Raw genomic sequence first — 26520 nt, 5'->3', positions numbered from 1 at the left:
GGCAATCGCCGATAAAGCGAATGCGCCGCCCGGCAAAGTCCAAGTGCACTACGGCATCCAGCTCTGACCGCAGCACGTGGAGAGCGCGTACCAGATGCTGCGGATCCTCATCCAGATGCTTATCTACGAAGTTAGTGAAGCCGTCGATGTCTGCATATAGCGACACGCCCTCAAATCGCTTGGACTTGGCAGCGCTAAGTAGGCTGAAGTCCAGATCGGAAATCGGCGGGGTGGGTCGGCTGAATTCGAACTCGCCAATGGGCAGGTCCTCCTGCTCCTCCTTCCAGAGCTCGATGATCCGCGTCTTGGAAACGCCCAAGCCTGCCGCCTCAACGCAGGCCGCCACTTGGTCCTGGGTCAGTGGCGTGGTGCGGTCTTTGTCGCCGCTCAGCGCCGGCAGCTCGAGCAGCGCCCGTGCACCATGGGTGAGGTAAATGCCCTCCGCCACGCCATGGCCGGCGCACTTGGCGGCCTGATTTGCCGGGGAGCCCAGGAAGAGCGGCTCGCGGCTGGCGCGGCGACCGTTGTTGACGGCCAGTGCCAACCCGCTGTCGATACCCACACGGACCTGTGCATTGGGGATGTGCTCATCCGTATCGCCCGTTTCGGCCAGCACGTCGATGGTCAGCTGGGCAATGGCCACCGCGCGCTCGATCCGTGCGCGCTCGTCGGCATCGCCATAGGGCTTGGTGACCACCGCATGCAACCGTTGGTTGTGGAAATCCACGCGGACCGTCTCACTCTCGACCAGAAGGCGGTGGACGGCGCGGTAATGCTGATTCAGGAAGCGGAGAGCGCGCTTGTGGCACGTTTCGCCTTCAGCATTGGTGCAGTTGAGCATGTCCTGCAGATTGACGATGTCGATGTAGACATGCGCGCCGTTAACCCGATAGGCGCGGTTGACCGCGATGTTCTCCAGCGAGGTCTCGCGCGTGTAGTCACGAATATCGACCTTACGGACTTCCTCGTAACGCGTGGCAAGGCGCTTCTTGGTGCGGTCTTCCTTCCAGCTATGTCCCATCGTCCTGCTCCCTGCGGCCAAATGGAGACCGGGCCGGAGCGGGTCGCGTCGCTCTCGGGCCGGGCACCAACCGGTTTTCGGCTGGTTCATTTGTCGTATATTGGGAGCCAGTTCACACTTTCAAGGGAGGGAAGGTATGGGGGCGAGCATTATCGAGCGACTTTCTGCCGACGGCGGCAGGCGACTGGTGGCGGCTTTGGCCGAGTTCCGCACCCTGGCGGGGCTGGAGGCTGCTGCCACGCAGCTGGCTGAGGCCGGGGAACTGCTGGACGTGGCGGCGGGCGCGTCCTTCATCACGCAAGAAGATGCCGAAACCGACGTGTTTTTCATCGTTGCCGGTGCGGTCGACGTGATCATCAATGGCAAAGTGGTCAATACCCGCCGAGTCGGGGAACACGTGGGGGAGATGGCAGCCATCGAGCCGACCCAGTTGCGTGCGGCCACCATCACCGCCACCGAGCCCACAGTGGTGCTGAAGGTGCCTGAAAGCGATTTCAGTCGCGTTGCCGATGCACACCCATTGATCTGGCGGCGCTTGGCAGCTGCTCTGTCGCGCCGGCTGAAGGAGCGCAACCGAATGATTACGGCCCCCCGCGAACGGGTCCGGGTCTTCGTGATGTCCTCGGTGGAGGCGCTGCCGGTCACCCGCCTGCTGGTGCAGCATTTCGAGCACGATCCCTTTCTGACGGTGGTCTGGGACCACGGCGTTTTCCGCGCGGCCAACTACACCCTTGATGAGCTGGAGGCCCAGCTGGAACAGGCGGACTTTGCCATTGCCGTGGCGCATGCCGACGACATGGTGATCAGCCGCGGTGACGAGTGGCCGGTCATGCGCGACAACGTCGTCTTTGAGCTGGGCATGTTCATTGGGTTCCTGGGACGTCGGCGCGCCTTCCTGATGGAGCCGCGCGAAGACAAGCTGAAGCTGCCGAGCGATCTGGCCGGGCTGACTACCGTTCCTTACCGATACAAACCTGGTGCCGATGCCCGTGCCTTGCTGGCACCGGCATGCGAGCAGATCCGCGCCCGGATTCTCGCCGCTGGACCGAGGGACTGACCGTGACAGTGCTGGAAGAGATGACGGCAGCAGTGGAAGCGATCACGCAAAACCAATGGTCAACCCGACAGGGCCAGGTGGTGCCTGATCCTGAGGATCTGCGGCTGGGCAACGACGCAGTCGAGTTTGATCGCGCCACGGTCCTGTACGCAGACCTTAAAGGCTCTACCAAGATGGTCGATGCCGAGCATTGGTGGCTGAGCGCGGAGATCTACAAAGCGTTCCTGCATTGCGCCGCCACCATCATCAAGAAGGAGGGCGGCAAGATTACCTCCTACGACGGTGACCGCGTCATGGGTATCTGGGTCGGTGACCGGCAAGCCACGCCAGCCGCCAAGGCAGGGTTGAAAATCAACTACGCGGTCAAGAATATCGTCGTGCCGGCACTGCGGCGCCAGTATCCGCACTGGGCCGGCACCGTGAAGCAGGTGGTCGGAATCGACAGCAGTACAATCCGCGCTGCACGCACGGGTGTGCGCGGCGGTAATGACATCGTATGGGTGGGGCGCGCTGCCAATCACGCTGCTAAGCTGACCGAGCTGGACTTGGAGCCGTCCACGTGGATTACCGACGAGGTGTTCACCCGGTTGGCGGATGAGTCAAAGTACGGTGGCGCGCCGCCGACGTTGATGTGGAAGCCTTACACCTGGAACCAGCAGGGCAATCGCCGCATTCATGGTTCCAACTGGACGTGGAAGGTCTAGCCCGCGATCAGGGCGCATCCGATAGTCGCGCCGCGGGGTTGTTCACCGCGCCGCCTTGCTGGAAGTAGCCGATGACACTGGCCACCGAGCGGTGATCGGTCATCGCCATCAGCGCGGGCAGGGCCACGCCCTGGCGCGCCCCTTCGGTGATGAAGCCCGAGCGCAGGCTGTGCCCGCCGAAGTCTCCCTCGAGTCCCGCCAGTGCGGCACGCCGCTGGATGACCAGGGCAATGGCGCGATCACTCAACGCCGGACCGACCCGGTTACCCCACACGCGGCGAAACAGCGCCCCTTCGGTGAGCTTGGCGGCATCCAGCCACGCCTGCAACGCGGCCGCGGCCGCGCCCAGTAGCGGCTTGTCCGGACTGCCGCCGGCCTTGGGCCCGTCCTGCAGGGTCTTGCCCTGGTCCAGGTGGTAGACAAAGCCGCCCTCGGGCAGCGCACGCAGATGGGCCAGGGTCGCGGCCGCCACCTCGCTGCGACGGCGACCGCCCGTAGCAAAGCCGAAGTAGAGCAGGGCACGATCGCGCACCCCGGCCAGGTCAGAGCCGCAGGTGGCCAGCAGCGCGTGCAGCTCCACCCGGGTGATCGCAACCTTCTTGCGTGCGCGCTCGCCACGCTTGTGCGCGGTCCGGCGGGCGCTGGCCAGCAGTTGGCGCACCTCGGCGCTGTCGATGGGGTTGGCCAGGTGCTGCAGCTGATGGACCTTGCTCAGCACTGAGACGCGGTGGGTGAGGGTGGCCAAGCGCCACGGGCCGGGGCGGCTCTTCAACCTGGCCGCCACTAGCGCCTGGTCCAGCGCGGCCGGCAGCTCCCAGCGCACGCCTTCGGCGGTGTCGCGGGCCACGTGGTCGACGATGAATTGCACCACCGTTGCCGCCGGCAGCGGCAGCCGCAGCGACTGGCCGTAGCGGCCCTGGTACCAGCCGGCCCAGTAGCGCAGCGCAGTGCGGTAGCTGCGAGTGGTATTGGCGCTGCGCGCCGCCGCCAGGATCTGATCGGCGGCGGTGGCGGCCTGCGCCGACAGCCGGGCCGGCTCGGGCAGGGCGAGCGTCCGATCAACGGTCGTGGAAGTGATGGTTTTCATATGTACTATGTATTTCTCACTACACACCAGCTTTTGCTACTTCCGATAATTCTACATTATCGGAAGTATCGCCCTGGCGCCCGCCGTTTCATTGACCGGAGACCCCCATGGCCCGTGGCCTGACCGAGTTGGATGTGCATAACGCCGCCGATGACCTCGTCGCCGGCGGCGAGCGGCCCACGGTGGAGCGCATCCGTGCCCACCTGGGCACCGGCTCACCCAATACCGTGACCCGTCACTTGGACAGCTGGTGGTCGAGCGTGGGATCACGCCTGCGCCAACGCGCCCTCGACAGTGCCCGTCCGGACGTCCCGCCAGCCGTCATCGCCCTGGCCCAGCGCTGCTGGACCGCCGCACTGGAAGCCGCCGCCGAGCACGCGCAGGCTGCGGTGGCCGGCGAACGCGCCGAGCTGCAGGCGGCGCAGGCCGCCCTGGCCAGCCAGCAGGACGTGCTGGCGCATGAGCGTACCCAGCTGCTGGAGCAACTGGCCCAAGCCCAGCTGCAGGCCCGCACGGCCGAGGCCAGCGTCGCCGCCGTGCGCGAGCAACTACAACAGCTGCACGACCAGCGCGACGACCTGCGCCGTCAACGCGACGGTGCGTATACGCGCAACGAACACCTGGAAGATCAAGTGGCCGCGCTGCGCACCGAGCTGGCGCAGAAAACCGACCAGCACACCGCCGAGCGCGATGAGCTGCTGGCGCACCTGCGCGCCACCGAAGATCGCGCCTTGGCCGAGGTGGACCGCGCACGCCAGGCCCTGCAGCAGCTGCAGCACAGCGCCACCACACAGGCCCGTCAGCACCAGCGCGAGCTCAGCGAGCTGAGTACGGCCCGTCAGCAGGCCGAAATAGCCCGCGGCCAGGCCCTGCACGAGCGCGATATCCAGCGCGCACTGGCCAACGCCTATGCCAGCCAGCTTGAGCGCCTGGGCGATCTACCCGAGCAGGTGCGCGCTGCACTTACCCCCGCGGCAGCGCCGGCACGACCCAAACCCACGCCGGCCCGTAAGCCGCGCTCGCGCTAGGCCGATGACCGCTGCGACCCTGCGCCCCGGCCACCTGCTGGCGGGGCAGGGCAACGGACCGGCTGCCACTCCCACTGGCCCAACACCCCCATCAGGTATCCGATCCATGATGAGCAACGCCCAGTTGAACCGGATCCCCAGCATCGAACTGCAGCTCTTCAAGTGGATCTCGCTGGTCGATACCGCCGAGATCCCCGACTGCGTGGAGCTCAAGCGCGCCGGGACCCGGATCTGGATCAAGCACGCGCGACAACCGTTGGCCGGCTTGGGTGATGCGGTCCCCGTACTGACGCTGAGCAATATCCAGCTCAACCCACGCCTTAGAGGCCGGGGTTGGCTTACTGAATTCTTGGGGCTGTGCGATACCTTGATTCCGTGGCCAGCCCTGTTCGTGGAGCGCGTGCAGAACCCCAGGCTGCCCGCTTTCCTCAGACGTGAAGGATTTATCGAATTGCAGCACGCCAACTTCTACCGTCCGTCCCAGGCTTGGCGAGCACGCCACGGTTGGTCGCTTGACCAGGCCGTGGCCGCACAGCAGCAGGCCGACCGCGCACACGTACGGCCGCTGTGGGACGACCCCAGCGCCATTGCCCAGTTCATCGCCCAGCGAAAGGAGACACACCGATGACACACACCACCTCCCCGCGTGCGCACGCCGCGGACATGACCATGCTCGCGCTCTTCATCGCGCTGTTTCCGGTCATGTCCGCGCTGCATGCCCGGATATCCAACGAGCTGTATCACGTGCTGGCCGGCCTGCTGCTCGGTGGGATCGCCGCGCTCAGTCACGCCTTGCTCCACGATGGCTTCGTGCGCTGGCGCCGTGCCGGTGTTGCGGGCATCGAACGGTCCCGTTCGCTGCGGGTGCTGCTGCTGGGGATGGTGTACCCCGCGCTCGGGCTGGTCAGTGGCGTGATTGCACTGGTTGGCTGCGAACCCGCCCTCGGCGTGCACTACATGATCGGCTTTGCGGCGGGGGGAGCGGTGATGGGGTGGCGGGCCAAGGCCGCATTGGCGCACAAGCGAGCGCGGGGTCTTTGACGGCGGTCACCGGCGATCCGACCAGCCCACGCAATGCCGGACGCCATCGTCCAACGCGCTAGCGGCAACCGGTGCGGCGCTCCCGCGCCGGGGCGACCGCCGCCCGGCGGCATTGCTGCCTGGCGGCGGGCGACCGCGCCACTATCGACGCCACCGGCGCCTGCCCGGCGTCCTCCCCAGACCCTGACGAGCATCCGCCATGCCCACTCCCAACCCTCCCGGCCCCGCTGAGGGGCCACCACCCGCCCGACCAGCGTTGTCCTTGCTCAGCGTCCCTTTTGAGCCAGGCTTGCTGAGCGCGCTCGGCTGGGAGGACGGCCTGGCCGATCTGGACTGGAGCGGCACCGACTGGGACCTCGCCCAGCAGATAGCCCAACGCGCCCGTCAGGCCCAGCAAAACGGACTTACCACCGCCTCAGCGCTTCTGCAGTTCGTCGCCAGAATCAGTTCGATGAGCCTGCAGGTCGGTGGCACCACGCTGTTCATGCCGCGCATCATCACTCCCGATGGCACCTCCGCCGGACTGGACCACATCAGCGCCAATGACCTGCAGGCGCTGCTGGCGCTTGCACGTCAGGCGCCGACTGACTGGCTCACCGCACGCTGCGCCGATCTCGCACTGGCCACGAACCGGATCACGGGGCGGGACATCCAGCAATTGGCCGCCCTTGGCGCGCGCAGCTACCTGCGCTTGGCACAGCATGCCGCCGCCGAGGACATTACCCCGCAGGCGATCGATCACCTGCGGCGAGCCCTGGATCTGGGCTGGCGCGGCCTGCGCAAAGATGAGGGTTTCCATGCCGAACTCTGGGTGACCTTCATGGCGATGTTCCAGTCGGTACTGGATGGCCCGATGAAGGGGTTGGCCAACCGTTTCGCCGACGAGCTACTGCGCCGCGCAGACGCAGAACATACCCAAGCGGCCGCCGCGTCGCTGGAGGCCGCCGCGGCAGCGATTGACCCATCTGTGGACATCGATAGCGAACTGACGCATCTGTTGTTCCAGCTGGCAAGCCGCCTGTGGCTGTCACTCAACCTTGTCGAGCGCAGTCGCCAGGCCGGTCGGCAGGCGGGGGAATCACTGGTGGTACGCGCCGGCCGCGCCACCTCGGCCATGGTCGCGTCATACTGGATGGCCCAGGGCATTGCCGAGCTGCGGCAGAATCACGCGCCACGCGAGCGTATTCGCGAACTTCAGCGCGAGCTGGAAGACGTGCGCCTGCGCATCAACGACGAGATGGGGGAAATCAGCACTCCAGTGGATGCTCGACCCATCCACGCGTGGGTGGACGAACACCTCGCAACGACGGACTATCCGACCTCGCTGATGCGCATTGCGTTCAGCTTCACCGATTATTCGGACTTCACAACCGAGGTAGAACACGCAAAAGCACTCAAAGCAGAATATTTCAACGGGTTGTTTGGGAGCACGGAGCTGGACGCGGACGGTGTGCCACTACGTTCGCACCCACCGTTTGATCCCAAGAATCCCGAACACCTGGAGACCGCCGCAATCGAAGGCGTCTGCCAGACCCGCTACACCTTCTTGCTGGCACCGTTCATTCTAAGCAGCGTGCGCAAGCTCTCTGAGCGATTCAGCAGCTCCTTCAATGACGTACTGTCTTTCGTGGGCAGAAGTCCGGGCGCTCCGGACGGGCACCACAAGCAGATCGCACGCGGGCTGGTGGCAGGCCTGCAGCATGAGTGGGACACGGCCGGGATCAATCTGCTTCCGATGATCGAGCCGATGGTTCGCGCTCAGTTGAAGGCGCACGGTGTCAACACCTTGGTGTCCAACAAGGTCAACGGCGAACAGGAGCGCTCGCTGTCTGAGTTGCTGGAGCTTGATGACGAAGCCGGCATTCTGCCGCGAGGCCTGAACTTCGAGCTCAGGGCCTTGATGACGCATCGGGCAGGCTGCAATCTCCGCAACCGCTACGCTCACGGACTGCTCAGCGATCAGCAGCTTGGGACCTTCCCGATTGTCATCACGTGGTGGGTCGTGCTCAGGATGGTACTGGATCCTTACCGCTGAGGCGGGCAAGCACCAGTGGCGTAGTACTGTGCTTAGCCGTGCAATAGGCAGCGATCTTCCTGACGGTATCGCGGACGCAGTGCGTGATCCCAATCCGCGTGGCCGAGGCCATGATTGGTGCGTCCGCGACGAGCGGCGCAGGGCAGGGGGGGGGCTACCCATTCGGCAGCCTCACAGGAGGGTCGGCAGGGAATCATTACGTACAGGGCCAAAAGCTGCCTAAGCGACTGAATTTCAAGGTTGATTGCTCGTCTCTCGATCAGGTTCTCCCCATCTATGGGGTCTGTTCAAGCACCTTGGCTGTGTAGCTCAGCGGCGCCACTTCCCTTTCAAGATCCAGGTGGTAGTCGCCGAAGCGATTGATGTGGCTGGTCCGATAAGGCGACAGGCCGGCCAGGATCTCGGGCGTCAGTTCAATCCCCTCCTTCCTCATCTCGGCCAAGGTCCGGCTCATGCCTTCCACGTTGTGGAGGATGATCATGTTGGCCACCAGCTGGCTGTACTTGATGATCTTGCGCTGCTCGTGTTGGACGTTCTCAGCAATGATCCCCTGGCTGCCAAAGAACACCCATTTCACGAAGCCGTTGTATTCCTCGCTCTTGTTGGTGGCAGCATGGATCGTTTTGCGGATCTCATTGTCATCAATGTAGCGCAGCAAGAACAGCGTTCGAACGGCCTTGCCAAGTTCCCGGAAGGCGAAGTACAGCTTGTTCTTCCGGCTGTAGGTGCCCAGCCGGCGCAGGATCGAGGACGCGGTGATCTTGCCCAATCGGATTGAGATCACCACCCGCAGCATGTCGTGGAGATGGGTGGCGATCAGTTGCCAGTCGATGCTGTCCCCGAACAGTGCCTGGATGTTCTTATAAGCCCTACCCGGTTCGGGCCGAAAGAATGTCAGGTCCTTGATGTTCCGGATCCGGGGCATCAGCTGGATGCCCAGCATGTGGGCCAGGCCGAAGACCGGATAGCTTTGGGCCTGCGTGTTGCCATGGACGATCTCAGGCTGGATGTCGGAAGTGTTGGCCAACAGACCGTCGAGGATGTAGATGCCCTCGTGCACGCCACAGGGAATGAAGTGGCTGAACAGCGCTACGTATTTGTCGGACACGTGGTAGTAGCCGATGCCACCGTAGCCGCCGTAGCGGATGTGATACTCCGACAGCAGGTTGTCCTCGTAGACGCTCCACTTCGTGCCATCAGCTGATGCGCTCTTGCCGCTGCCCCAATAGCCAGGCAGGTCGAATTTGTTGTAGGTATTGATGACCTCCACGATGGCCTTCTCAAGCACATCCTCGGTCACGTATTTCAGGTTGAGCCAAGCGACTTGGCGCCGGCTGAAGCCCTTGATCGACCGCGCCGTCTGCGTCGGCCCCAGGTTGCAGCCATAGCAGAATAGCGTGGTGATCACACGTCGGGGCAGATCTTCGACCTGGCTCTCGGTGCCGGCGATCGGGCGGAAGAAACGGTGCAGATCCAGCCATTGGCTGGCATCGATCAGGACATCGACGATGCTGGATTCTGGAAGCCGTTCGGCGATGAGGCGATCCACCGTGGTAATCGCGCTGGAGACTTCGGCGCGTTGCCCCTTCCGCAGCACCAGGCGCCCATCCAGGATGTCCGCATGTACGTTCTCCGGGAAACGCGCGTCGACCTCATCGGCCAGGGAGGTCAGTTGTGCACGTAATCCCGCCACGAAAGACTCGGCGTCGGTGGGCAGGCCTGACACCTGGCCGTAGGCTTCCAGTTCCTGGGCCAAGGTGGCTTCATCGACCAGCTGCTCACGGTAGTCATCAAACCGTTCGCTGCTGGGAATGAAGAGATCTCCGGACTTCAGTTCGTCCTTGACCTGCACCAGCACGGCCAGCTCGAAGTACTTACGGTGCATCCAGCCGGCGCCGGCTGCACTGGCCCGCTTGCCGAACACGTGCTGACACCAGAGCTTGGACATCCAGTCAAAGTCCTTTTCCGGGTCCAAACCGAGGGAGGCGACCTCGATCAGCTCACGGCGCTGGTTGCGCAGCGAGAGCACCGCTGCGATCAGCGGCTCCATGCCGGCGTCGTGGCTGGTCGCCCGAAGTTTCATCAGCTCCAGCCCATTGAACAGCAGCGGCCTGACCGCGCCATAGGGCTGCAGCATGAAAGGCAGGTAGTTCTTCCCGGCGTAGGCCATATGTTCTTCGCATTCGGCCAGCAAGGTCGACACTTCCGCTTCCAGGCTGTTGTCGATGGCATCCACGCGCTGACTATCGCTGCCGTCTAGCTGATAGGCCTGCAGGATTTCCTTGAGCTGGCCGATGAGGAAGTCGGCCCGTTTGGCATGTTCGAGCTGGTAGGCCAGCAATTTCTGCTGGGCCGTGTTCTCCAGCCCGCGCACCTGCTTGATGAACAACTCGGCTGCATCATCCAGTGTCTTGGCATGCTGGGCGCGAATGAAGATGGTGGCCAGCGCATAGCGCTTGTCCGGAGCCAGTTCGGCCAGCTCGCTGGCGTCATAGGCCCGAGCCATTGCACGGAACTGCTTGAGCTTGGGCACCGGCACATCGATGGGAGGCAGCTGGTCGGCCAACTGCTGCAGCATGCGGATGTGCTGCAGGTAGAACCGAACTTCCTTGTTGGTGGGCCGGCCGGGCTCGCGCTTGAGTGATTGCCAGCCGGTGAACCTGGACCCTTCCGGTGCGCGCAGCAGTTCGTCGATGAGCGTGCGCGTGGCAGGCGTCAGCGCGTGGCTGATGCTGCGGTAGTAGCCCAGATTGACCCGCTCACGGGCGCCGATGGCGGCCAGCTCCAGAGTGCGGAAACCGGGCAGTTCGTAGCGATGGTGCACCAGCTCTTCGAGCAGGACGTTCACGATGTCCGGGATGGTGTGCTTGGTCTGGGCTGCTCCGGTGGCCACTGTGTCCAGCCAAGCCAAGCCCGATTTATCCAGGGGACGTACCCCGATGAATTGCCGAAGCTGCGGCATATGCCGGCGCTGGCTGCCGGAAGCGTCGTAGCGTTCGAGCTGGTCGGTGTCCAATACGCGCCCGAGTCGGGCGGCCTTGGCGATGTGCTTCCGGATCCGCTCGGGTACGTCGGCCAACAGCGTGAAGTAGCCCAAGCGTTGGAAGAGCTTGAGATGAATCAGTACCGCCAGCTGCGGACCCGGCTGGGTGGTCAGCTGCTTGGCGAATGCAATCTCAGCGGCGGTCGGGGTATAGATCTCCTCCAGTTCCTTGGCGGTGGGATCAGGCTTCAGTCGCGGGTAGGCGGTCTCGTGAAGGGTAGCCATTGGATCCGGAGGGTGTGAGGGGGATCAGTCCCAGTGCCGGCCGTCGTCTGTACTGAGCGACGCTTCCAGGAAGCACTGGTGCGTATCGGCCATGCGGTGCATGTCATCGAGCAACGTGGCCAGGATTTCATCCAGATCCCTTTCGGGATCGGTGGGAGCAGTCAACTGGTACTCGCTGCTGGCGGTGTTCAGGCGCACAGCCTGGAACGGGGCCAAGCAGATCTCTTCAATTCGGCCTCGGGCCTTGGCCGCGCCGCGGCCCGTGCGGGCAAACGGGGTCAGCACCATGCGCAGGCGCAGCTGCAGGGCCGATTTGCCCTCCGGCGCCGGCAGTGCCATCGCCGGTACCGGCACGGTTGGACTGGGCAGGCTTGCTTCAATGCGGTCCCGGGCAAACGGGTCACGCCCGTCCAGGTAACGCATGGCCGACTGCACATCGCGCCAGCCCACGTACTCCATCAAGGCCTTCATGTCCCAGCCTTGGTCGTTGGCCCAGCTGGCAAAGCCGCGGCGCAACGAATGGCTGCTGTGGAGCCCCGCATCGGCAAAGCCGGCACTGGTCAGCAACTCGCGCAGCAGGCGCACCAAGCTGTTGGGATGCAGGCCTTCGGCGCTCACCTGGCCCCATTGGTTGACTGCCCGAAACACCGGCCCTTCTTGCAGGTCGGCCGCCTGCAGCCACGCCTGGGTCGCCTCCACCGGACATAACCGCGACAGCGCCGGCACCTTGTAGGTGACGCCGGCTGCTTGGCGATCACCCTTGCTGCGTGGCAAGAAGCAGGTCATCCCCTGTCCCGGCACCAGCGTGAGATGGGCCACGTCCAGACGCAGCAGTTCATCGCCACGGAATCCCCGCCAGAACCCGAGCAGCACCAGCGCTCGGTCTCGTTGATGGCGCAGCGCCGCCGGCCCATCGCCCCGGGCATGTGCCGCAGCGATCGCCGCGGCCAGCCAGTCATCGAGCTCGACCAGCCGCCGAATCTGGAGCGGCGCGGCTTGCTTGACCTGGCCCGGGTGCAGGGTCTGGATGCCTTTGAGCACCTTGCGCACCAGCGGCGATCGGGTCGGGTCGACAAAGCCGTGGTCGCGGTGCCAAGAGGCGATGGCCGCCAGACGTTGGCGGAGGGTGCTGGTCGCCAAGGTCTGCGCATAAGCGGCCAGGTACCGGGCCACGCTGTCAGGTGTCGCTGGGAGGTGGCCTTGCCATTCAACCTCGAAGTGCCGCAGCGCCGACGCATAGCTGCGCACCGTGTTCTGGCGCGTGGCCGCATCGAGGTAGCGGTCCAGTTCGGTCACTGGCGCGTGGCCTCCACCGAGGTCGTCTGGCGCAGCGTCGACAGGATGGTGCATTCCGCCCGCTGCCCGCCATGGCAACTGGCAATCACCCGTTCCAGCTCGCTGGCCATGCGCTGCAGGTCGGCCATGCGGGCGCGCACGTCGGCCAGATGGCTGCGGGCCAACCGGTCCACGTCCCCGCACGAAAGCTCCTCATCGCCGGCCAGCTGCAGCAGGCTGCGGACCTCCTCCAGGCTGAAGCCCAGGTCCCGGCCACGCGCAATGAAGCGCAGCCGCTCGATGTCGGCCGGGCCATAGACCCGGTAGCCGTTGCCCGTGCGCCCCGGGCGCGGCAGCAACCCGATCCGCTCGTAATAGCGAATCGTCTCCAAGTGGCATCCGCTGGCGTCGGCAGCCTCACTGATTTTCATTCGTAGTACGCTTGACTCCGTAGTAGCTACGGACTTTACGCTGAACCCGTATCCGCCGCCACTCCGGCCGCGGCGCTGCATGTGACGACCATGCCACTGCCCATCGCCTTGATTCGCTACTGCCTGATTGCCTTGCTGATCGGCTGGGTTCTGCCCGCTTCTGCTCAGGCGGAGCCTGCCGCAGCAGACCTGCGCCAAACCTGGCAGATGCTCGATTACATCGCGGTCGACTACCCCGGCGCGGTCCAGGCCGGTCGCGTAATTGCCCCCAACGAATACGCCGAAATGAGCGAGTTTGCCGGCGCCGTGCGCAGTCAGCTGGCAGCATTGCCCGGTGGCCAGAACCAGCAGGAGCTGACGGCCCAGGCCGACCGCCTGGTCCAGGCGGTGGCAGAGAAGGCCGACCCGGCGCAAGTGGCAACGTTGGCGCGCGGGCTCGGCACGACGCTGTTGGCCCGCTACCCGATCGGCGCTGTTCCGGCGAGCGCGCCGAAGACCTCCCAGGCCGCGTCCATCTACAGCCAGCAGTGCGCGGCCTGTCACGGCCCCACAGGTCACGGTGATGGCCCCGCCGCGCAAGCGTTAAGTCCGCCGCCGATCGCGTTCACCGATGCCACTCGCGCCGCGCAGCGAACGCCGCTGTCGTTGTACGAGGTCATTTCCCAGGGTGTGCCGGGTACCGGCATGGTCAGCTTCTCTGGGCTGTCAGAAAGTGATCGCTGGGCGTTGGCATTCTATGTGGGCAGCTTGGGGTACTCCTCGCAAGCCAAGGCTCAAGGTGAGGCGTTATGGCGCACCAGTGCCGAGGCCCATACGCACATTCCCTCGCTCGAAGCGCTGACACGCACGCGAGAGGCCGATCTTGCCACCACGATGCCCGCCGATCAGGCAAACGCGATCATCGCCTACCTGCGTTCGCAGCCACAGGCAGTAAACGAAGCGGTACCAGGAGCCGATCGCTTTGCGGTGGCGCGGCAGCGACTGGCCGCCAGCCAGCGCGCTTACGCTGATGAGGACCTGGCTCAAGCCAAAAAGCTTGCGCTCTCGTCCTATCTGGATGGTGTAGAGCCGCTTGAACCCACGCTGGCCACGCGCAATCCGTCATTGCTGCGAGAGATCGAGACGGCCATGGCAGGCTACCGCGCGCAGCTGGATCAGCATGCGCCCGCGGCTGACGTTGCCGGGCAGGCAGCGCAAATTGCCCAGCTGTTTGATCGCGCGGACGTGGCGCTGCAGGACACCCGAATAGGCGCCAGCACCGCGTTTCTAGGCAGCTTTACCATCTTGGTACGCGAAGGACTGGAAGCGCTGCTGATCGTGATTGGTATCGTGGCGTTCTTGCGTAAAGCCGAGCGGTCTGATGTGTTGCCGTATGTGCATGCGGGTTGGATCTGCGCGTTGTTGGCAGGCGCAGCTACCTGGGCAGTGGCCACTTACTTTGTTGATATCAGCGGTGCGAACCGGGAAGTCACTGAGGGCGTCTCGGCCTTGTTCGCTGCCGCTGTCCTGCTCAGCGTAGGCATCTGGATGCACCAAAAGAGCCTTGCAGGGCGGTGGCAGGAGTACCTGCACGCCAAGCTGACGACTGCGCTGACACGGCGCTCGGCTGTTTTCCTGTTCATGCTGGCCTTTGTCGCGGTGTACCGCGAGGTGTTTGAGACGATCTTGTTCTACATCGCGATGTGGAGCGATCAGGCGTCCACCGCCATCCTCGCAGGCCTGGTGGCGGGAATCGCGGTGTTGGCTGCGGTGGCGTACTGGATGCTGCGCATGAGCAGGCGGCTGCCGATTGGCCGGTTCTTTTCGATCAGCTCGATTCTCATCGCGGTGATGGCGGTCATCCTGATCGGTAAAGGCGTGGCCGCGTTGCAGGAAGCGGGCTGGATCTCTCAAACACCGCTCGCGTTGCCGCGCATCGAGTGGATCGGCCTGTATCCCACCTGGCAGTCGCTGCTGGCGCAGGTATTGGTAGGCACCGCCGCCATCGTGGGGTTCCTCGCCAATGCCCGTTCCGGTGTGCGTAGACAGCCAGGCGCAAACAAGCAATGAAACAACACAGCAGAGGACCAAGACATGAGTGATTGCGGGTGCCACCACGAAGCCAAGAACAAGGAGGAGCGACGCATCCTCTGGATCGCCTTGGTCCTGAATGCAGCGATGGCCGTGATCGGCGGCATTGCCGGCTGGATTGCCCATTCCACCGGGCTGCTGGCTGACGCGCTGGACATGCTGTCTGACGCCACCGCCTATGCCATTGGCCTGGTCGCTATCGGGCGCACGGCGCGCTTCAAGGCCAACGCCGCGTGGGTCAGTGGCAGCGTGCTGCTGGTGCTGGGCGTAGGCGTGCTGGTCGAAGTCGGCCGCCGGGTGATGTACGGCGCCGAGCCGGTCAGCGGTTGGATGATCGGTACCGCTCTGGTCTCGCTGGCCGTGAACCTGAAGGTGCTCCGTATGCTCGCCCCCTTGAAGTCTGGCGAAGTGCATCTGCGAGCGACCTGGCTGTTTACCCGCGCCGATGTGGTGGCCAACGTTGGGGTGATTCTGGCCGGCCTGTTGGTGTGGTGGCTGGCCAGCCCCTACCCGGATTTCGTGATCGGCGCCCTGATCGGCCTGTATGTGATCAAGGAGGCTTTCGAGATCTTGGGTGATGCTCGCCGGGCGCGTGCCGACGCGCGCAAAACGCCTGCATGACAGCGCTTGGCCGGCTGAGCTGTGGCCTGCGCTGGCTGCTGCTGGCGCACTTGGCCGTGGGCCTTGTGACGCAGCCGGTGCTGGCAGTGGTTGGCGAGCTCCATGCTCAAACCCATCTGGCCGCGGCCGACCATGACCCGGCAGTGGCATCACCAGCTTCCGAGCGTGGCGTAGACGCCGCGCTGCACCGGCTACAGCAGCTGGTGCTGTGCTGTAGCCAGGCCGCGCCGGCTCCAGAAATAGTGTTGGCCATTGCTCATATCGGCCGGCATTGGCCGTCGGCGACAGCCCATGCGGACAGATATCGGCATGAGCACCTGCTCGCGCCGTTCCGGCCGCCGATCGCAGGGTGATGCGCGCCGGCGTGCGCCGGATCCCTGTTGGCTATCGAAAATTCTGGAGTACTTCATGCATGTGCGATTGGCGGCCCTGGCCGCGTGGCTACTGTTGAGCGCGGCGGCAACGCCGGCGACAGCAGAAGAGCTGATGACCTTGGACGACGCGTTTGCACGCGTGGCCCAAACCCACCCCGAGCTGCGCCTGGTCGATGCGCGAGCCACGGTGCTCGCTGCCGAGCGCGACCAGGCCGTGCAGCGGCCACCGTGGACGTTGGGGGCGGAGGTTGAAAATGCGCTGGGCACGGGCGCGGCCCGTGGCCTGGACAGCGCGGAGTTGACCTTGAGCCTGAGCTCGGTCCTGGAGCGCGGCGGCAAGCTCGACGCCCGCCGCACCTTGGCCCAAAGCCGGATTGATGCACTGGCCGTGCAGCGCGAGACCGGGCGGCTGGACCTGCTCGCCGAGACGGCGCAGCGCTATTTGGCCGTTGTCGGTGCCGACCGGCAACGCAGCCTGGCGAACATGGATGTCGGCCAGCGCCAGCGGACCGTCGCCGCTGCCCGGCAGCGCCTGCAGGCTGGCGCGTCTCCCGAATCGGTGATGCTCACCGCACAAGCAGCACTGGCGAGAGCAGAATTGACCCGTGATCGGGCCGAGCAGCAGCGCATTGCCGCCCGGCAGCACCTTGCTGCCCTCTGGGGCGAACGTGCTCCGAGCTTCGAGGTGGCCGCGGCGGATCCCATGACCCTGCCGGCGATCGCGTCCATGCAGTCGCTGGCCGAGGAATTGGAGCGCACTCCCGAGTTGGCGCAGTTTGCCGATGCCCGCCGGATCGCGCAGGCACGACTGCAGCTGGCGCGTTCGGCGGCCTCGCCGGACTTGTCGTGGCAGCTGGGCGTGCGCCGCCTGCAGGAGACTGACGACACCGCGCTGGTGGCCAGCCTGTCCATGCCACTGGGCAGCCGCAGCCGCGCGCAGCCGGAGATCCGCGCCGGCGAAGCCGAGCTGGAGGTTCTGACGATCGAGCGCGAGGCCAAGGGCCTGTCGCTGTATTCCACGCTGGTCGAAGCCCATGGTCGCTACACCGTGGCGCAGGCCGAGGTGGCACGGCTGCAAGGCGAGGTGCTGCCGAAGTTGGCCCGGGCTGAGCAGGCCGCCGAGCGCGCCTATCGCGCCGGCGCGATCAGCTACCTGGAATGGGCACAGCTGCAGTCCGAACGCACGGCCATGGCCCAGCAGCAGCTGGACGTGGCGCTCGATGCGCAGCGCGCCCTGATCGAAATTCAACGCCTGACCGGCCAGGCGCTTGTCGCGCCGCCGGCGGCTGCTTCCACCGGAGAGACCCCATGAATCGCTTTTCTTGGACCGCACTGGGCATGGCCCTGATGATGCTGGCCGCCTGCAACGCGTCGGCCCCCAACGAAGCGTCCGAAGGCGGCGCCGCCGCTGAGGGCGAAGAGCACGGCGAGCACGAGGAAGCGCCGCTGGAAACCAAGATTGCCGCCAAAGCTGCGCAGGCAGCGGGTATCCAGGTCGCACCGGCAGGCCCCGGTGAGATTGCTGACGAGCATGAGGTGCAAGGGCTGTTGACCCCGATTGACGGTCGCATCGCGCAGGTCACGGCACGCTTCCCCGGACCGGTCCGCTCCGTGCGTGCGGGCGTGGGTGATCAGGTACGGGCCGGCCAGGCACTGGCCACGGTAGAGAGCAACCTGAGCCTGACCACCTATACCGTCACCGCGCCGATCAGTGGCGTGGTCATGGCGCGCACGGCCGCCGTAGGCATGGCCGCCGCTGAGGGCGCGCTGCTGTTTGAGGTCGCCGACCTGTCCACGCTGTGGGTGGACCTGCACATCTTCGGCGCCGACGCCCAGCACATCGGTGCTGGCGTGCCGGTGACGGTTACCCGCTTGAGCGATGGCGTCACCGCACAGACCACCTTGGAGCGCGTCCTGCCCGGCACCGCCACCGCCAGCCAAAGCACCATTGCGCGCGGCACGGTGGCCAACACCGATGGCCTGTGGCGGCCGGGGTCGGCGGTCAAGGCGCGGGTCACCGTGGATCGCCAATCGGCAGCGTTGGTGGTGCCGATCACGGCGCTGCAGACCGCAGAAGACCAGGACGTGGTCTACGTGCAGCAGGGCGAAACCTACCACACCCGGCCGGTGAAGCTGGGGCGCCGCGACGCCGAACGCGCCGAAGTGCTGGAAGGCCTCAAGGCCGGTGAACAGGTGGTGGTGGCCCAAAGCTTCCTGATCAAGGCCGACATCGAAAAGTCCACCGTGGAAGAAGAATGAGGCCCGCCATGCTCGAACGCCTCATTGGGCTGTCCATCCGCCATCGCTGGCTGACGCTAGTGCTCACCGCTGCGCTGGTTGCGCTGGGCGTGTGGAGCTACCGTCACCTTTCCATTGACGCCACACCCGACATCACCAACGTCCAGGTCCAGATCAACACCCAGGCCCCGGGTTACTCGCCGCTGGAGGCCGAACAACGGGTCACCTTTGCCATCGAAACGGCCATGGCCGGTCTGCCCAAGCTGGACTACAGCCGCTCGCTGTCGCGCTACGGGCTTTCGCAGGTCACCGTCGTCTTCAAGGACGGCACCGACCTGTACTTTGCCCGCCAGCAGGTCGCCGAGCGCCTGCAGCAGATCGCCTCCCAGCTTCCCGAAGGGTTGGACCCGGAAATGGGGCCGATCTCCACCGGGTTGGGCGAGATCTTCATGTACACCGTGGAGGCCGAGCCCAACGCTCGCAAGCCCGACGGCACCCCGTACACGGCCACGGACCTGCGCACCCTGCAGGACTGGGTGATCCGGCCGCAGCTGCGCACCACGCCCGGCGTCACCGAGGTCAACACCATCGGCGGCTTCGAGCGGCAGATCCACATCACTCCCGATCCAGCTCAGTTGGTGGCGCTGGGCTTCACGTTGAACGACGTGGTCGCCGCGGTCATGCGCAACAACCAGAACATCGGCGCCGGCTACATCGAGCGCAACGGACAGCAGTTCCTGGTGCGCGTGCCGGGCCAGTTAGCCAATCTGGAGGCAATCGGCAACATCGTGCTGGACCGGCGCGATGGCGTGCCCATTCGGGTGCGCGACGTCGCTAGCGTGGGCGAAGGCAAGGAGCTGCGCACGGGCGCGGCCACCCAGAATGGCCACGAGGTCGTGGTCGGTACCGCCTTCATGTTGTTCGGCGCCAACAGCCGGGAAGTCTCCCAGGCGGCCGCGGCCAAGCTGGATGCCGCCAACGCCAGCCTGCCTGCCGGCGTCCATGCCAAGGCCGTCTATGACCGCACCGCGCTGGTGGATCGCACCATCGGCACGGTGTCCAAGAACCTGATCGAGGGCGCGCTGCTGGTGGTGGTGGTGCTGTTCCTGCTGCTGGGCAATGTGCGCGCCTCGTTGATCACCGCGGCGGTGATCCCGTTGGCGATGCTGTTCACCATCATCGGCATGGTGCGTGGCGGCGTGTCGGGCAACCTGATGAGCCTGGGCGCGCTGGACTTCGGCCTGATCGTGGACGGGGCGGTGATCATCATCGAGAACTGTCTGCGCCGGTTCGGCGAGGCGCAGCACGCGCTAGGCCGCCAGCTCAACGATGAAGAGCGCTATGACCTGACCGCCTCGGCCACCGCCGAGGTGATCCGTCCCAGCCTGTTTGGCCTGGGCATCATCGCCGCGGTCTACCTGCCGATCTTCGCGCTGTCCGGGGTAGAAGGAAAAATGTTCCACCCGATGGCGATCACGGTGGTGCTGGCCCTGACCGGCGCCATGGTGTTGTCGCTGACCTTCGTGCCGGCGGCGATCGCCAGCTTCCTGCGCGGCCGTGTGGCTGAGCACGACAACCGCCTGATGCGCTGGTCGCGTGCCCGTTATACGCCGCTGCTGGATTGGGCCCTGCGTCGGCGCGTGGTGGTGCTGGCCGGCGCGGCCGTGCTGGTGGTGGGCTGTGGCGTGCTGGCCACCCGCTTGGGTTCGGAGTTCGTGCCGAGCCTGGATGAGGGCGACATCACCTTGCAGCCCATGCGTATTCCCGGCACCAGCTTGGAGCAGTCGGTGGCCATGCAGGAAACGCTGGAGAAGCGCCTGGCCCAGTTCCCGGAGGTGGCCAACATCTTCTCAAAGATCGGCACCGCCGAGGTGGCCACCGATCCTATGCCGCCGTCGATGGCCGACACCTTCCTGATGCTCAAGCCCCGCGACCAGTGGCCCGACCCGCGCAAGCCCAAGGCCGAGCTGGTGGAAGAGCTGGAGGCGGCGGCCAAGGAAATCCCGGGCAGCAACTACGAGTTCACCCAGCCCATCCAGATGCGCACCAACGAGTTGATCTCCGGCGTCCGTTCGGACGTGGCGGTCAAGGTCTACGGCGACAACCTTGACCAGTTGACGCGCCTGGCCAGCCGGGTCGAGCGGGTCATGCGTAGCGTCCCCGGCGCCGAAGACGTCAAGGCCGAGCAGGTCTCCGGCCTGCCGCTGCTGACCATCACGCCAGATCCGGCGGCATTGGCACGGTATGGCCTGAACCCGGGCGATGTGCAGGAAACGGTGGCCACCGCCATTGGGGGCAGTGTTGCCGGCCAGTTGATCGAGGGCGACCGCCGCTTCGACCTGGTCGTGCGCCTGCCCGAAGCGCAGCGCCAAGACCCCGCTGTGCTGGCAGATCTGCCCATTCCGCTGCCGGCAAGCACCAGTGTCGATGAGTCCAGCCGTCTGGCCGCCGGCGCCAATGGGGGGCCTCGCACGGTGCCGCTGCGGGAAGTGGCGAAGATCCAGGTAGAGCGCGGGCCCAATCAGATCAACCGCGAGAACGGCAAGCGCCGCGTGGTGATCACCGCCAACGTGCGCGAGCGCGATCTGGGCGGGTTCGTCGGCGAGTTGCGCACACGCATCGGCCAGGATGTCGCGCTTCCAGAGGGCTACTGGATCGATTACGGCGGCACCTTCGAGCAGCTGATCTCGGCCACCCAACGCCTGGGCGTGGTCGTTCCGGTGACACTGGCGTTGATCTTCGCTCTGCTATTCATGGCCTTCGGCTCGGCCAAGGATGCGGCCATTGTGTTCAGTGGCGTGCCGCTGGCGCTGACCGGCGGTGTGCTGGCACTGGCTCTGCGCGGGATTCCGTTGTCGATCTCTGCCGGCGTGGGCTTCATCGCGCTGTCGGGCGTGGCCGTACTCAACGGGCTGGTCATGATCGCATTCATCCGCCGTCTGCGCGAACAGGGCGATCCGCTAGACGACGCTGTGCGCGACGGCGCCCTTGGACGCCTGCGACCGGTGTTGATGACCGCCCTGGTAGCCTCGCTGGGCTTCCTACCCATGGCCTTGAATGTCGGTGCTGGCTCGGAAGTGCAGCGGCCGCTGGCCACTGTCGTCATCGGCGGCATCGTCTCATCCACCGCATTGACCTTGTTGGTGCTGCCGGTGCTCTATCGTTGGCTGCATCGCGACCGAGCTCCCCGCGCCGGTAGCACTGCTTTGGAGTCCCCATGAACGAGCTCAACCTGGAACAGGTCCGTGCGGCGATGTTTACCGACCCGGGCGTGAAAGCGGTGGACGACCTGCGCCTGGTCGCCGGTGAGCATGGCCGTGCGATCGCGGCCACCATCACGGTCGCGGCGCCCTCGGTCGACCTGGACCTGGTGCATGCTGTGATTGCCCAGGTCCTGGCCGATCAATTCGGCATCGATCAGATCATGCTGTGTTTCAACGACCCGGGCCCGGTACCGCCGCCGCCCACCGCGGCGCCGTTAAAGAAGATGTGATCGCAGCCCCTGGCTCTATGCGTCTGCGCTGGCAGGCGCATAGAGCTGATGACCCGGCAACGCGCACGCGCCGGCATACACAAAGGCCACGCTTTGCCGCGCCCGGGTGAAGGCCACGTAGTATTTCGGCGGCGCGGTGATACGCGCTGCATCGGCCGTGCGCAGGTACTGCGTCAACGGCCCGTTCGGAAAGATGAGGACCCGACTGTAGGTGCGGCCCTTGCACTGCCCAAAGTTCACCGCCGGCAGTCCGTCGCACGCCTGCCGCCGGTCATGCCGGAGCACGGTGGGGGCGAACTCCTGCATGTACGCGGCCACATCCCCTGGAGCGACGAGGTAGATGCCATCGTGTCCGGTGACCTCGCCATTGCCTGATTGGGTCCGCGGCATCTGCGGATAGAGCGTGTCAGCCATATCGCACAGGGCCTGGACGCAGCGCAGACTGGTGAGGCGGTGATCCAGCCGGCATAAGCCGTCGGCCTCCCAAATCTGAAACAGCGCTGCCAGATTCGGACCACGGTATTGGCTGTACCTTTGCGCATAGTTGGTGGCATACGTGGCTTGGCGCGTATCGCCTACCAACGTGATGGCAATCTCGCTCTTCAACAGCCGTTCGACCAGATCCAGATCAAAGCCGGCCAGATCCTGGACTTCGTCGATGTAGAGCTCGTCGTACATCGCCGCCAATCGCGCCACGACCTGGCCTTGGGTCAGCTCATCGCAGCGCACAGCGAAATCGGCCGCTCGGTCCGAATACATCCGGTTGCCCGCCAGGTAGTGGCGCGCCACCTGGGTGCGTGGGGCGCGGTTGTTGGTGACACCTTCTACGAACAGGATGGTCTCGATGCGAGGCTCAGGGCAAAGCGCAGCCTGGTACGGGCGAATGCACTGGCGCAGCAGAAAGCCATACCAGCTGTGCAAGGTGACATGCGCGGGGACCGCGCCTGCGTGGGCCTCAAACGAGCGCCGGATCTCTTCCAGGTTTTCCAGCGTGTAGGTGACAATCGCGATGCGGCGCCCAGGTCGCTCCAAGGCCTGCCGGACCAGCAACGTGGTCTTGCCCGAGCCGGCTGCCGAGAGCAGGACCCGGTTAGGTGATGGCACGCTGGACATAGTCCGGGAACCTGATCGAGTGCGGGCTATTGAAAATCGCCAAGGCCGTATCGGTCTTATGGCCCTTCATGTACTTGAGCAGCGCCACCTCATCGGCAAAGGCCTTGCCCAGCACGGTATTGAGTTCGGCCAGCGAGTTGGCTTTGATCAGCTGCTCTTCCAGCGAAGGGGCGCTCTCGTCGGAATCGTAATAGATCGCGTTGATGTGCTCGGCATAGCGCTCTTGCACAACTGCGATATCACCGTCGTTGTCGGTGATCACCTTGGCCTGAATCCTCAGTCGATCGGCAATCTGCAAGAAGCGTTTGAATGCCAACGACTTGACCGAAATGATGTCTACGCCGTGAGCCATCGGCGCCACGCCGTGATGGTCACTGTAGGCACGCTGCACGATCAGTTCGTCGGAAGGGCCTTCCACCAGGATCGCCTGCTTGGCCAGGATCAACCGCAGCGTGTCGTGGCCCGGCAGCTTCATGAAATAGTCGTGGGTATCGCTGGGCAGCTGGTCCAGCTTCATCTGGCCTTGCGCGCTGAACAGGATCACGTTGTCCACGCCCAGCTTGTTCAACACGAAGCTGCTGTGGGTGGCGATGATCACCTGCTGGGCGGTGGAGAGGGCCGCAATCTTGTCGATCAGCTGGGTCATGCTGGAATAGGACAGATGGTTCTCCGGCTCCTCGATCAGCAGCACGTGAGCCGCGCCGGCCGCGTGCATCGCCAGCTTCATCTTCACCGCGCTTTGCTCGCCCTTGCCGGCCTGGGTGAACGGGAGCTCATCCAGGTAGGGTGACAGGCTGGTTTCCCACGTTGAGCGCGGCGATGTGTCCACGCCTACCGTCAATGCCCTGTGGCTGATGTCCCCGGTGTGCTCGGTCAAGTAGGCATTGATCGCTGCCACATCCGCTTCTTCGGAAAAGCTCTGCCGCATGCGGCGGAAGCTCAGCGACAGCGAGACGCGCTGCGCAGGCGTCAGTGCCTGCTCGATGATGCCGGCGATATAGCGATCGGCACCGGACAAGGTCTTGATGCCGTGCGTGTCGATGATGGTCGAGTCGAACGGAATACTACGGGCGGTGACGCCATTGTTGGCGAAGGAGTACCAGCGCACCGTGTAGTACTCCACCGGCAGGCTGACCGCGCCCTGGTGCTGCTGCAGGTAGGCGTTGAACTCCTCGCGGTAGTCGTCGTTGAGCTCGACCAGCAGCCGGATGCCGGCGGTATCCAGACGCAGGGAGTTGTTGGTGCCGCGTAACGACGCCAGCGCGGCGTCGGCGCCCAGATAGGCTTCGATGGAGATCCGTGGCGGCGAGGCCGGCGTGCCCGTGGCAAGCGCTCCCAAGTACTCCTGCACCGTGGGCTGGTGGAACAGGTAGGGCGTGAGCTCGTAGGCAAGATTGCGCCCATGCAGCTGGCCGGTGACCACCGCGTGGATGGCCTCCAGCAGGGTGGATTTACCGACCTCGTTGTCGCCCACCACCAGGTTCATGTGGGCATTGAGGGGCAGGTCCAGATGGCGAAACGACTTGAAGTTGTCGATGACGATACGTTCGATCGGCATGCACAGTCCTTTGATGGCCAACGGGCTCGGTGGCGGAGCCTGCCTGCACCCTGGCTGGCATCCTTTCCGCTCTGGGCCATACTACCCAGCGATCGCCGGCCCTGGGCGGTTTCGTACTGCTTGGGACGCCGGGAAGGGTCAGAATCCGCCTTACGCGGGATAATTCAATATTATCCCGTATAACTATTTTCGCCGACGAGCGGTCGTCTACCTGCTTTAATAGTATGTAATTACATGGTATGTAATACATTACGAAATAAAGTGGGGTGGTACGATGGCGCGCGCAGGACTCTATAAGAGTGACGTCCAGAAGGCGCGCGTCAGTCGACGCGGTGCGAGTGGCCTTGGGCAACACGGGCTCCAAGACCACGATCCACCGCTACTTGCGTGAACTGGAAGGAGAGGAAGGCGGCGGTCCGGCGAGGACGGTAGCCGTTAGTGATGCTTTGCAGGACTTGGTTGCGCGCTTGGCCTCGCGGCTCCAGGAGGAAGCAGAGGCCATCCTCACCCAGGAGCGTGAGCGCCATCAGGCTGAGCTCCACAGTCGGCAACAGGCGCTTTCCGGTGCCCAAGATGAGGCTGCCGCCTTGAGCAGTCGGCTGCAGCGCACCGAAGCAAGCCTGCACCAAGAGCAAGCTGCTCACGCCCTCCTTCAACAGAATCTAGGTGACAGGATCGCGGAAATCGCCCAGTTGAACGAGCGCATCGCTGGCATGACGGTGCGGCTGGCTGATCATGAGGCGCATACGCGTTCTCTGGAGGACAAGCATGCCCATGCCCGGGAAGCGCTTGAGCACTACCGCACTTCAACCAAAGAGCAGCGTGAGCAAGAGCTTCGCCGTCACGAGCATCAGGTCCAAGAGCTGCAAGTAGCCTTACGTCAGGCCAATGAAGCCTTGGGCGCGAAGAATCAGGAGCTGTTGGTGCTGAACCGCGACAATGGTCAATGGCTGGAGCGCCACGGGCGGATTGAGCGTGAGCTTGCCCAGCTACGACAGGCCCACGAAGGCCAACACAGCGAGGTCGTGGCGTTGCGCCAGACCGCGACGGACTATTTGGCACTGCAGGAGCGCTGGAAGACTGACGCCAAGACCTTGGATACCATGCGCAACGAGCTAGCTCAAGTTCAAGACACCCTTGCGCGGGAGCGTGAGCGCCGCGAGAGCGCTGAAGCCGATGCGTTGCGTGCCAATGCACGTCTTGAAGCGCTAGAGCCTCTACTGAATCAACTGACGCCAGCACAAAATGCGGTGAAGAAAACTCGGCGCGGCCATGCGCAAGATGGGGGAGCCGACTGACGAGGCTGCTCGTTTGTCTGCTAGCGGCTGGGGTGGCGCTCACCTGTCCAGTACGCCCATTCCATAGGGACGACCCAATCTACAAACAGTTTGGCTACTGAGGACTCCGGTGCCAAATGATAGGGCTTGAACATGCCTTGCTCGGGCGAACTGGTCATCAGGTAGCGCAGGCGCTTCTGGACCTCCTGAAAGATGGCTTCCCGCACATGGGCGCTGTCGTGCACGCCAAGACGCATCGCCACCGAGGCACCTTGGCGTACCGCCGCCCAGCAGCAGTAACGCCACCGCGCGATCGGCAAGCCCCGCGGTCCGGATTGAAAGACGAACCCCACATCACGTGCCCAGCCTGGGTCGAAGTGATGTTTGAGCAATTGCTGCTCCAGAAACTGCTCGGTCTCCCAGAGTGCAAGTTCATCCCACAGCTCCAGTTTCGCGTCCGCCAAGTCTACATCGTGTGCCATATCGCCGAGTTGGTCTTCCAGCACCGGGAGCAGGTGCCTGCGCTCGTGGGTAGACCAGGCGAAAGCCCATTGCAGATCTTCGATGGGCGTGACCTCGGCATCGGGGCGGATCTGCCATCGATCCGCTGGCCAGGGAACTTGGATCAAGGCCAAGTCTCGCAGCGTGTCCAGCACCAGCAAGGTGGAGCGGCGTGTGGGCGCCACCGGTAGGCGTCGTAGCTGCGCGGCTAACAGTGCGGCTAGGAAAAGGGTGCCACGAAGGCCCAACTCCTCGATGCTGGCGACCCCAGATGGCGTCATTGACGAGGTTCCGGGCATGCGGTTTCCGGGGATGAGGGAGCGGCGTG

The 26520-nt window shown here is 64.6% G+C and carries 21 protein-coding genes and 1 pseudogene; 14 read left to right on the top strand and 8 right to left on the bottom strand.

All coding sequences use genetic code 11. The annotated features are described in order from the left end of the window. A partial coding sequence (locus LN450_RS04450; RefSeq protein ID WP_228892618.1) for an adenylate/guanylate cyclase domain-containing protein occupies positions 1-1021 on the bottom strand: 1021 nt, incomplete at its 3' end. A 136-nt stretch (positions 1022-1157) separates the two neighbouring features. Here LN450_RS04450 and LN450_RS04445 point away from each other — a divergent pair. Beyond that, positions 1158-2078 carry a TIR domain-containing protein gene (locus LN450_RS04445; protein ID WP_099523786.1) on the top strand — a complete coding sequence of 307 codons (921 nt, stop codon included), beginning with the start codon at positions 1158-1160 and terminating at the stop codon, positions 2076-2078. A gap of 2 nt (positions 2079-2080) precedes the next feature. Beyond that, positions 2081-2782, top strand: coding sequence for an adenylate/guanylate cyclase domain-containing protein (locus LN450_RS04440; protein WP_199163454.1), 702 nt, complete (start codon positions 2081-2083; stop codon positions 2780-2782). A 7-nt stretch (positions 2783-2789) separates the two neighbouring features. Here the strand turns inward: LN450_RS04440 and LN450_RS04435 are convergent, their stop codons facing one another. After that, complete coding sequence (locus tag LN450_RS04435; protein ID WP_074038368.1) at positions 2790-3869, bottom strand: tyrosine-type recombinase/integrase; 1080 nt, start codon at positions 3867-3869, stop codon at positions 2790-2792. 107 nt (positions 3870-3976) lie between these two features. On the opposite strand from LN450_RS04435, the gene LN450_RS04430 reads away from it, so the two are divergent. From LN450_RS04430 to LN450_RS04415, 4 genes are all read left to right on the top strand, one after another. Further along, positions 3977-4897 carry a DNA-binding protein gene (locus LN450_RS04430; protein ID WP_049421086.1) on the top strand — a complete coding sequence of 307 codons (921 nt, stop codon included), beginning with the start codon at positions 3977-3979 and terminating at the stop codon, positions 4895-4897. A gap of 106 nt (positions 4898-5003) precedes the next feature. Beyond that, positions 5004-5525 (top strand): hypothetical protein, encoded by a 522-nt coding sequence (locus LN450_RS04425; RefSeq protein WP_074038367.1) that lies wholly within the window; start codon positions 5004-5006, stop codon positions 5523-5525. Next, the gene (locus tag LN450_RS04420; RefSeq protein ID WP_074038366.1) at positions 5522-5938 is read left to right on the top strand and encodes a hypothetical protein; all 417 of its coding nucleotides are present in this window, start codon (positions 5522-5524) and stop codon (positions 5936-5938) included. The genes LN450_RS04425 and LN450_RS04420 overlap by 4 nt, the downstream gene beginning before the upstream one ends. 289 nt (positions 5939-6227) lie before the next feature. Continuing rightward, entirely contained in the window at positions 6228-7973 is a 1746-nt protein-coding gene (locus LN450_RS04415) for a DUF4209 domain-containing protein (protein WP_049421089.1), read from the top strand. A gap of 274 nt (positions 7974-8247) precedes the next feature. On the opposite strand, the gene LN450_RS04410 is transcribed toward LN450_RS04415, so the two are convergent. From LN450_RS04410 to LN450_RS04400, 3 genes are read right to left on the bottom strand one after another with little or no spacing between them, the layout of a single operon-like run. After that, positions 8248-11241, bottom strand: coding sequence for a Tn3 family transposase (locus LN450_RS04410; RefSeq protein ID WP_074038365.1), 2994 nt, complete (start codon positions 11239-11241; stop codon positions 8248-8250). Positions 11242-11265: 24 nt separating this feature from the next. Continuing rightward, a complete protein-coding gene (locus LN450_RS04405) occupies positions 11266-12537 on the bottom strand; it encodes a site-specific integrase (protein ID WP_005413373.1) in 1272 nt (423 codons plus the stop codon). Continuing rightward, positions 12534-12947 (bottom strand): MerR family transcriptional regulator, encoded by a 414-nt coding sequence (locus LN450_RS04400; RefSeq protein WP_012480230.1) that lies wholly within the window; start codon positions 12945-12947, stop codon positions 12534-12536. Before LN450_RS04400 ends, LN450_RS04405 begins: the two co-directional genes overlap by 4 nt. A 90-nt stretch (positions 12948-13037) precedes the next feature. Here LN450_RS04400 and LN450_RS04395 point away from each other — a divergent pair, with 90 nt between their 5' ends. From LN450_RS04395 to LN450_RS04365, 7 genes are read left to right on the top strand one after another with little or no spacing between them, the layout of a single operon-like run. Further along, complete coding sequence (locus tag LN450_RS04395) at positions 13038-14996, top strand: FTR1 family protein (protein ID WP_021201907.1); 1959 nt, start codon at positions 13038-13040, stop codon at positions 14994-14996. Between the two features lie 24 nt (positions 14997-15020). Continuing rightward, positions 15021-15638, top strand: a complete 618-nt coding sequence (locus LN450_RS04390) for a cation efflux transmembrane domain-containing protein (protein ID WP_005413376.1) — start codon at positions 15021-15023, stop codon at positions 15636-15638. Next, a complete protein-coding gene (locus LN450_RS04385) occupies positions 15635-15991 on the top strand; it encodes a hypothetical protein (protein WP_012480228.1) in 357 nt (118 codons plus the stop codon). The genes LN450_RS04390 and LN450_RS04385 overlap by 4 nt, the downstream gene beginning before the upstream one ends. 55 nt (positions 15992-16046) lie before the next feature. Further along, positions 16047-17324 (top strand): TolC family protein, encoded by a 1278-nt coding sequence (locus LN450_RS04380; RefSeq protein ID WP_012480227.1) that lies wholly within the window; start codon positions 16047-16049, stop codon positions 17322-17324. Further along, positions 17321-18271 (top strand): efflux RND transporter periplasmic adaptor subunit, encoded by a 951-nt coding sequence (locus tag LN450_RS04375; protein WP_074038364.1) that lies wholly within the window; start codon positions 17321-17323, stop codon positions 18269-18271. The genes LN450_RS04380 and LN450_RS04375 overlap by 4 nt, the downstream gene beginning before the upstream one ends. A gap of 8 nt (positions 18272-18279) precedes the next feature. Further along, positions 18280-21471, top strand: coding sequence for an efflux RND transporter permease subunit (locus LN450_RS04370; protein ID WP_019184736.1), 3192 nt, complete (start codon positions 18280-18282; stop codon positions 21469-21471). Then, on the top strand, positions 21468-21743 hold the full coding sequence (locus tag LN450_RS04365) for a hypothetical protein (protein ID WP_019184735.1): 276 nt from the start codon (positions 21468-21470) through the stop codon (positions 21741-21743). The genes LN450_RS04370 and LN450_RS04365 overlap by 4 nt, the downstream gene beginning before the upstream one ends. A 15-nt stretch (positions 21744-21758) precedes the next feature. On the opposite strand, the gene LN450_RS04360 is transcribed toward LN450_RS04365, so the two are convergent. Together LN450_RS04360 and LN450_RS04355 are read right to left on the bottom strand one after the other, a co-directional pair. After that, positions 21759-22856 carry a UvrD-helicase domain-containing protein gene (locus tag LN450_RS04360; protein ID WP_012480224.1) on the bottom strand — a complete coding sequence of 366 codons (1098 nt, stop codon included), beginning with the start codon at positions 22854-22856 and terminating at the stop codon, positions 21759-21761. Next, positions 22834-24414, bottom strand: a complete 1581-nt coding sequence (locus LN450_RS04355; RefSeq protein ID WP_026070029.1) for an ATP-dependent nuclease — start codon at positions 24412-24414, stop codon at positions 22834-22836. Before LN450_RS04355 ends, LN450_RS04360 begins: the two co-directional genes overlap by 23 nt. 274 nt (positions 24415-24688) lie before the next feature. Between LN450_RS04355 and LN450_RS04350 the strand changes: the two are divergent. Further along, positions 24689-25712 (top strand): annotated as a pseudogene (locus LN450_RS04350) (DNA-binding protein). A gap of 20 nt (positions 25713-25732) precedes the next feature. Here LN450_RS04350 and LN450_RS04345 read toward each other — a convergent pair. Next, on the bottom strand, positions 25733-26520 hold a 788-nt coding region (locus tag LN450_RS04345), incomplete at its 5' end, for a hypothetical protein (protein ID WP_228892617.1).

This window comes from Xanthomonas euvesicatoria pv. euvesicatoria (assembly GCF_020880415.1).
Lineage (GTDB): Bacteria > Pseudomonadota > Gammaproteobacteria > Xanthomonadales > Xanthomonadaceae > Xanthomonas > Xanthomonas euvesicatoria.
Note: the sequence above shows the minus strand (reverse complement) of the source record. Positions and strands in the feature narration are given on the sequence as shown.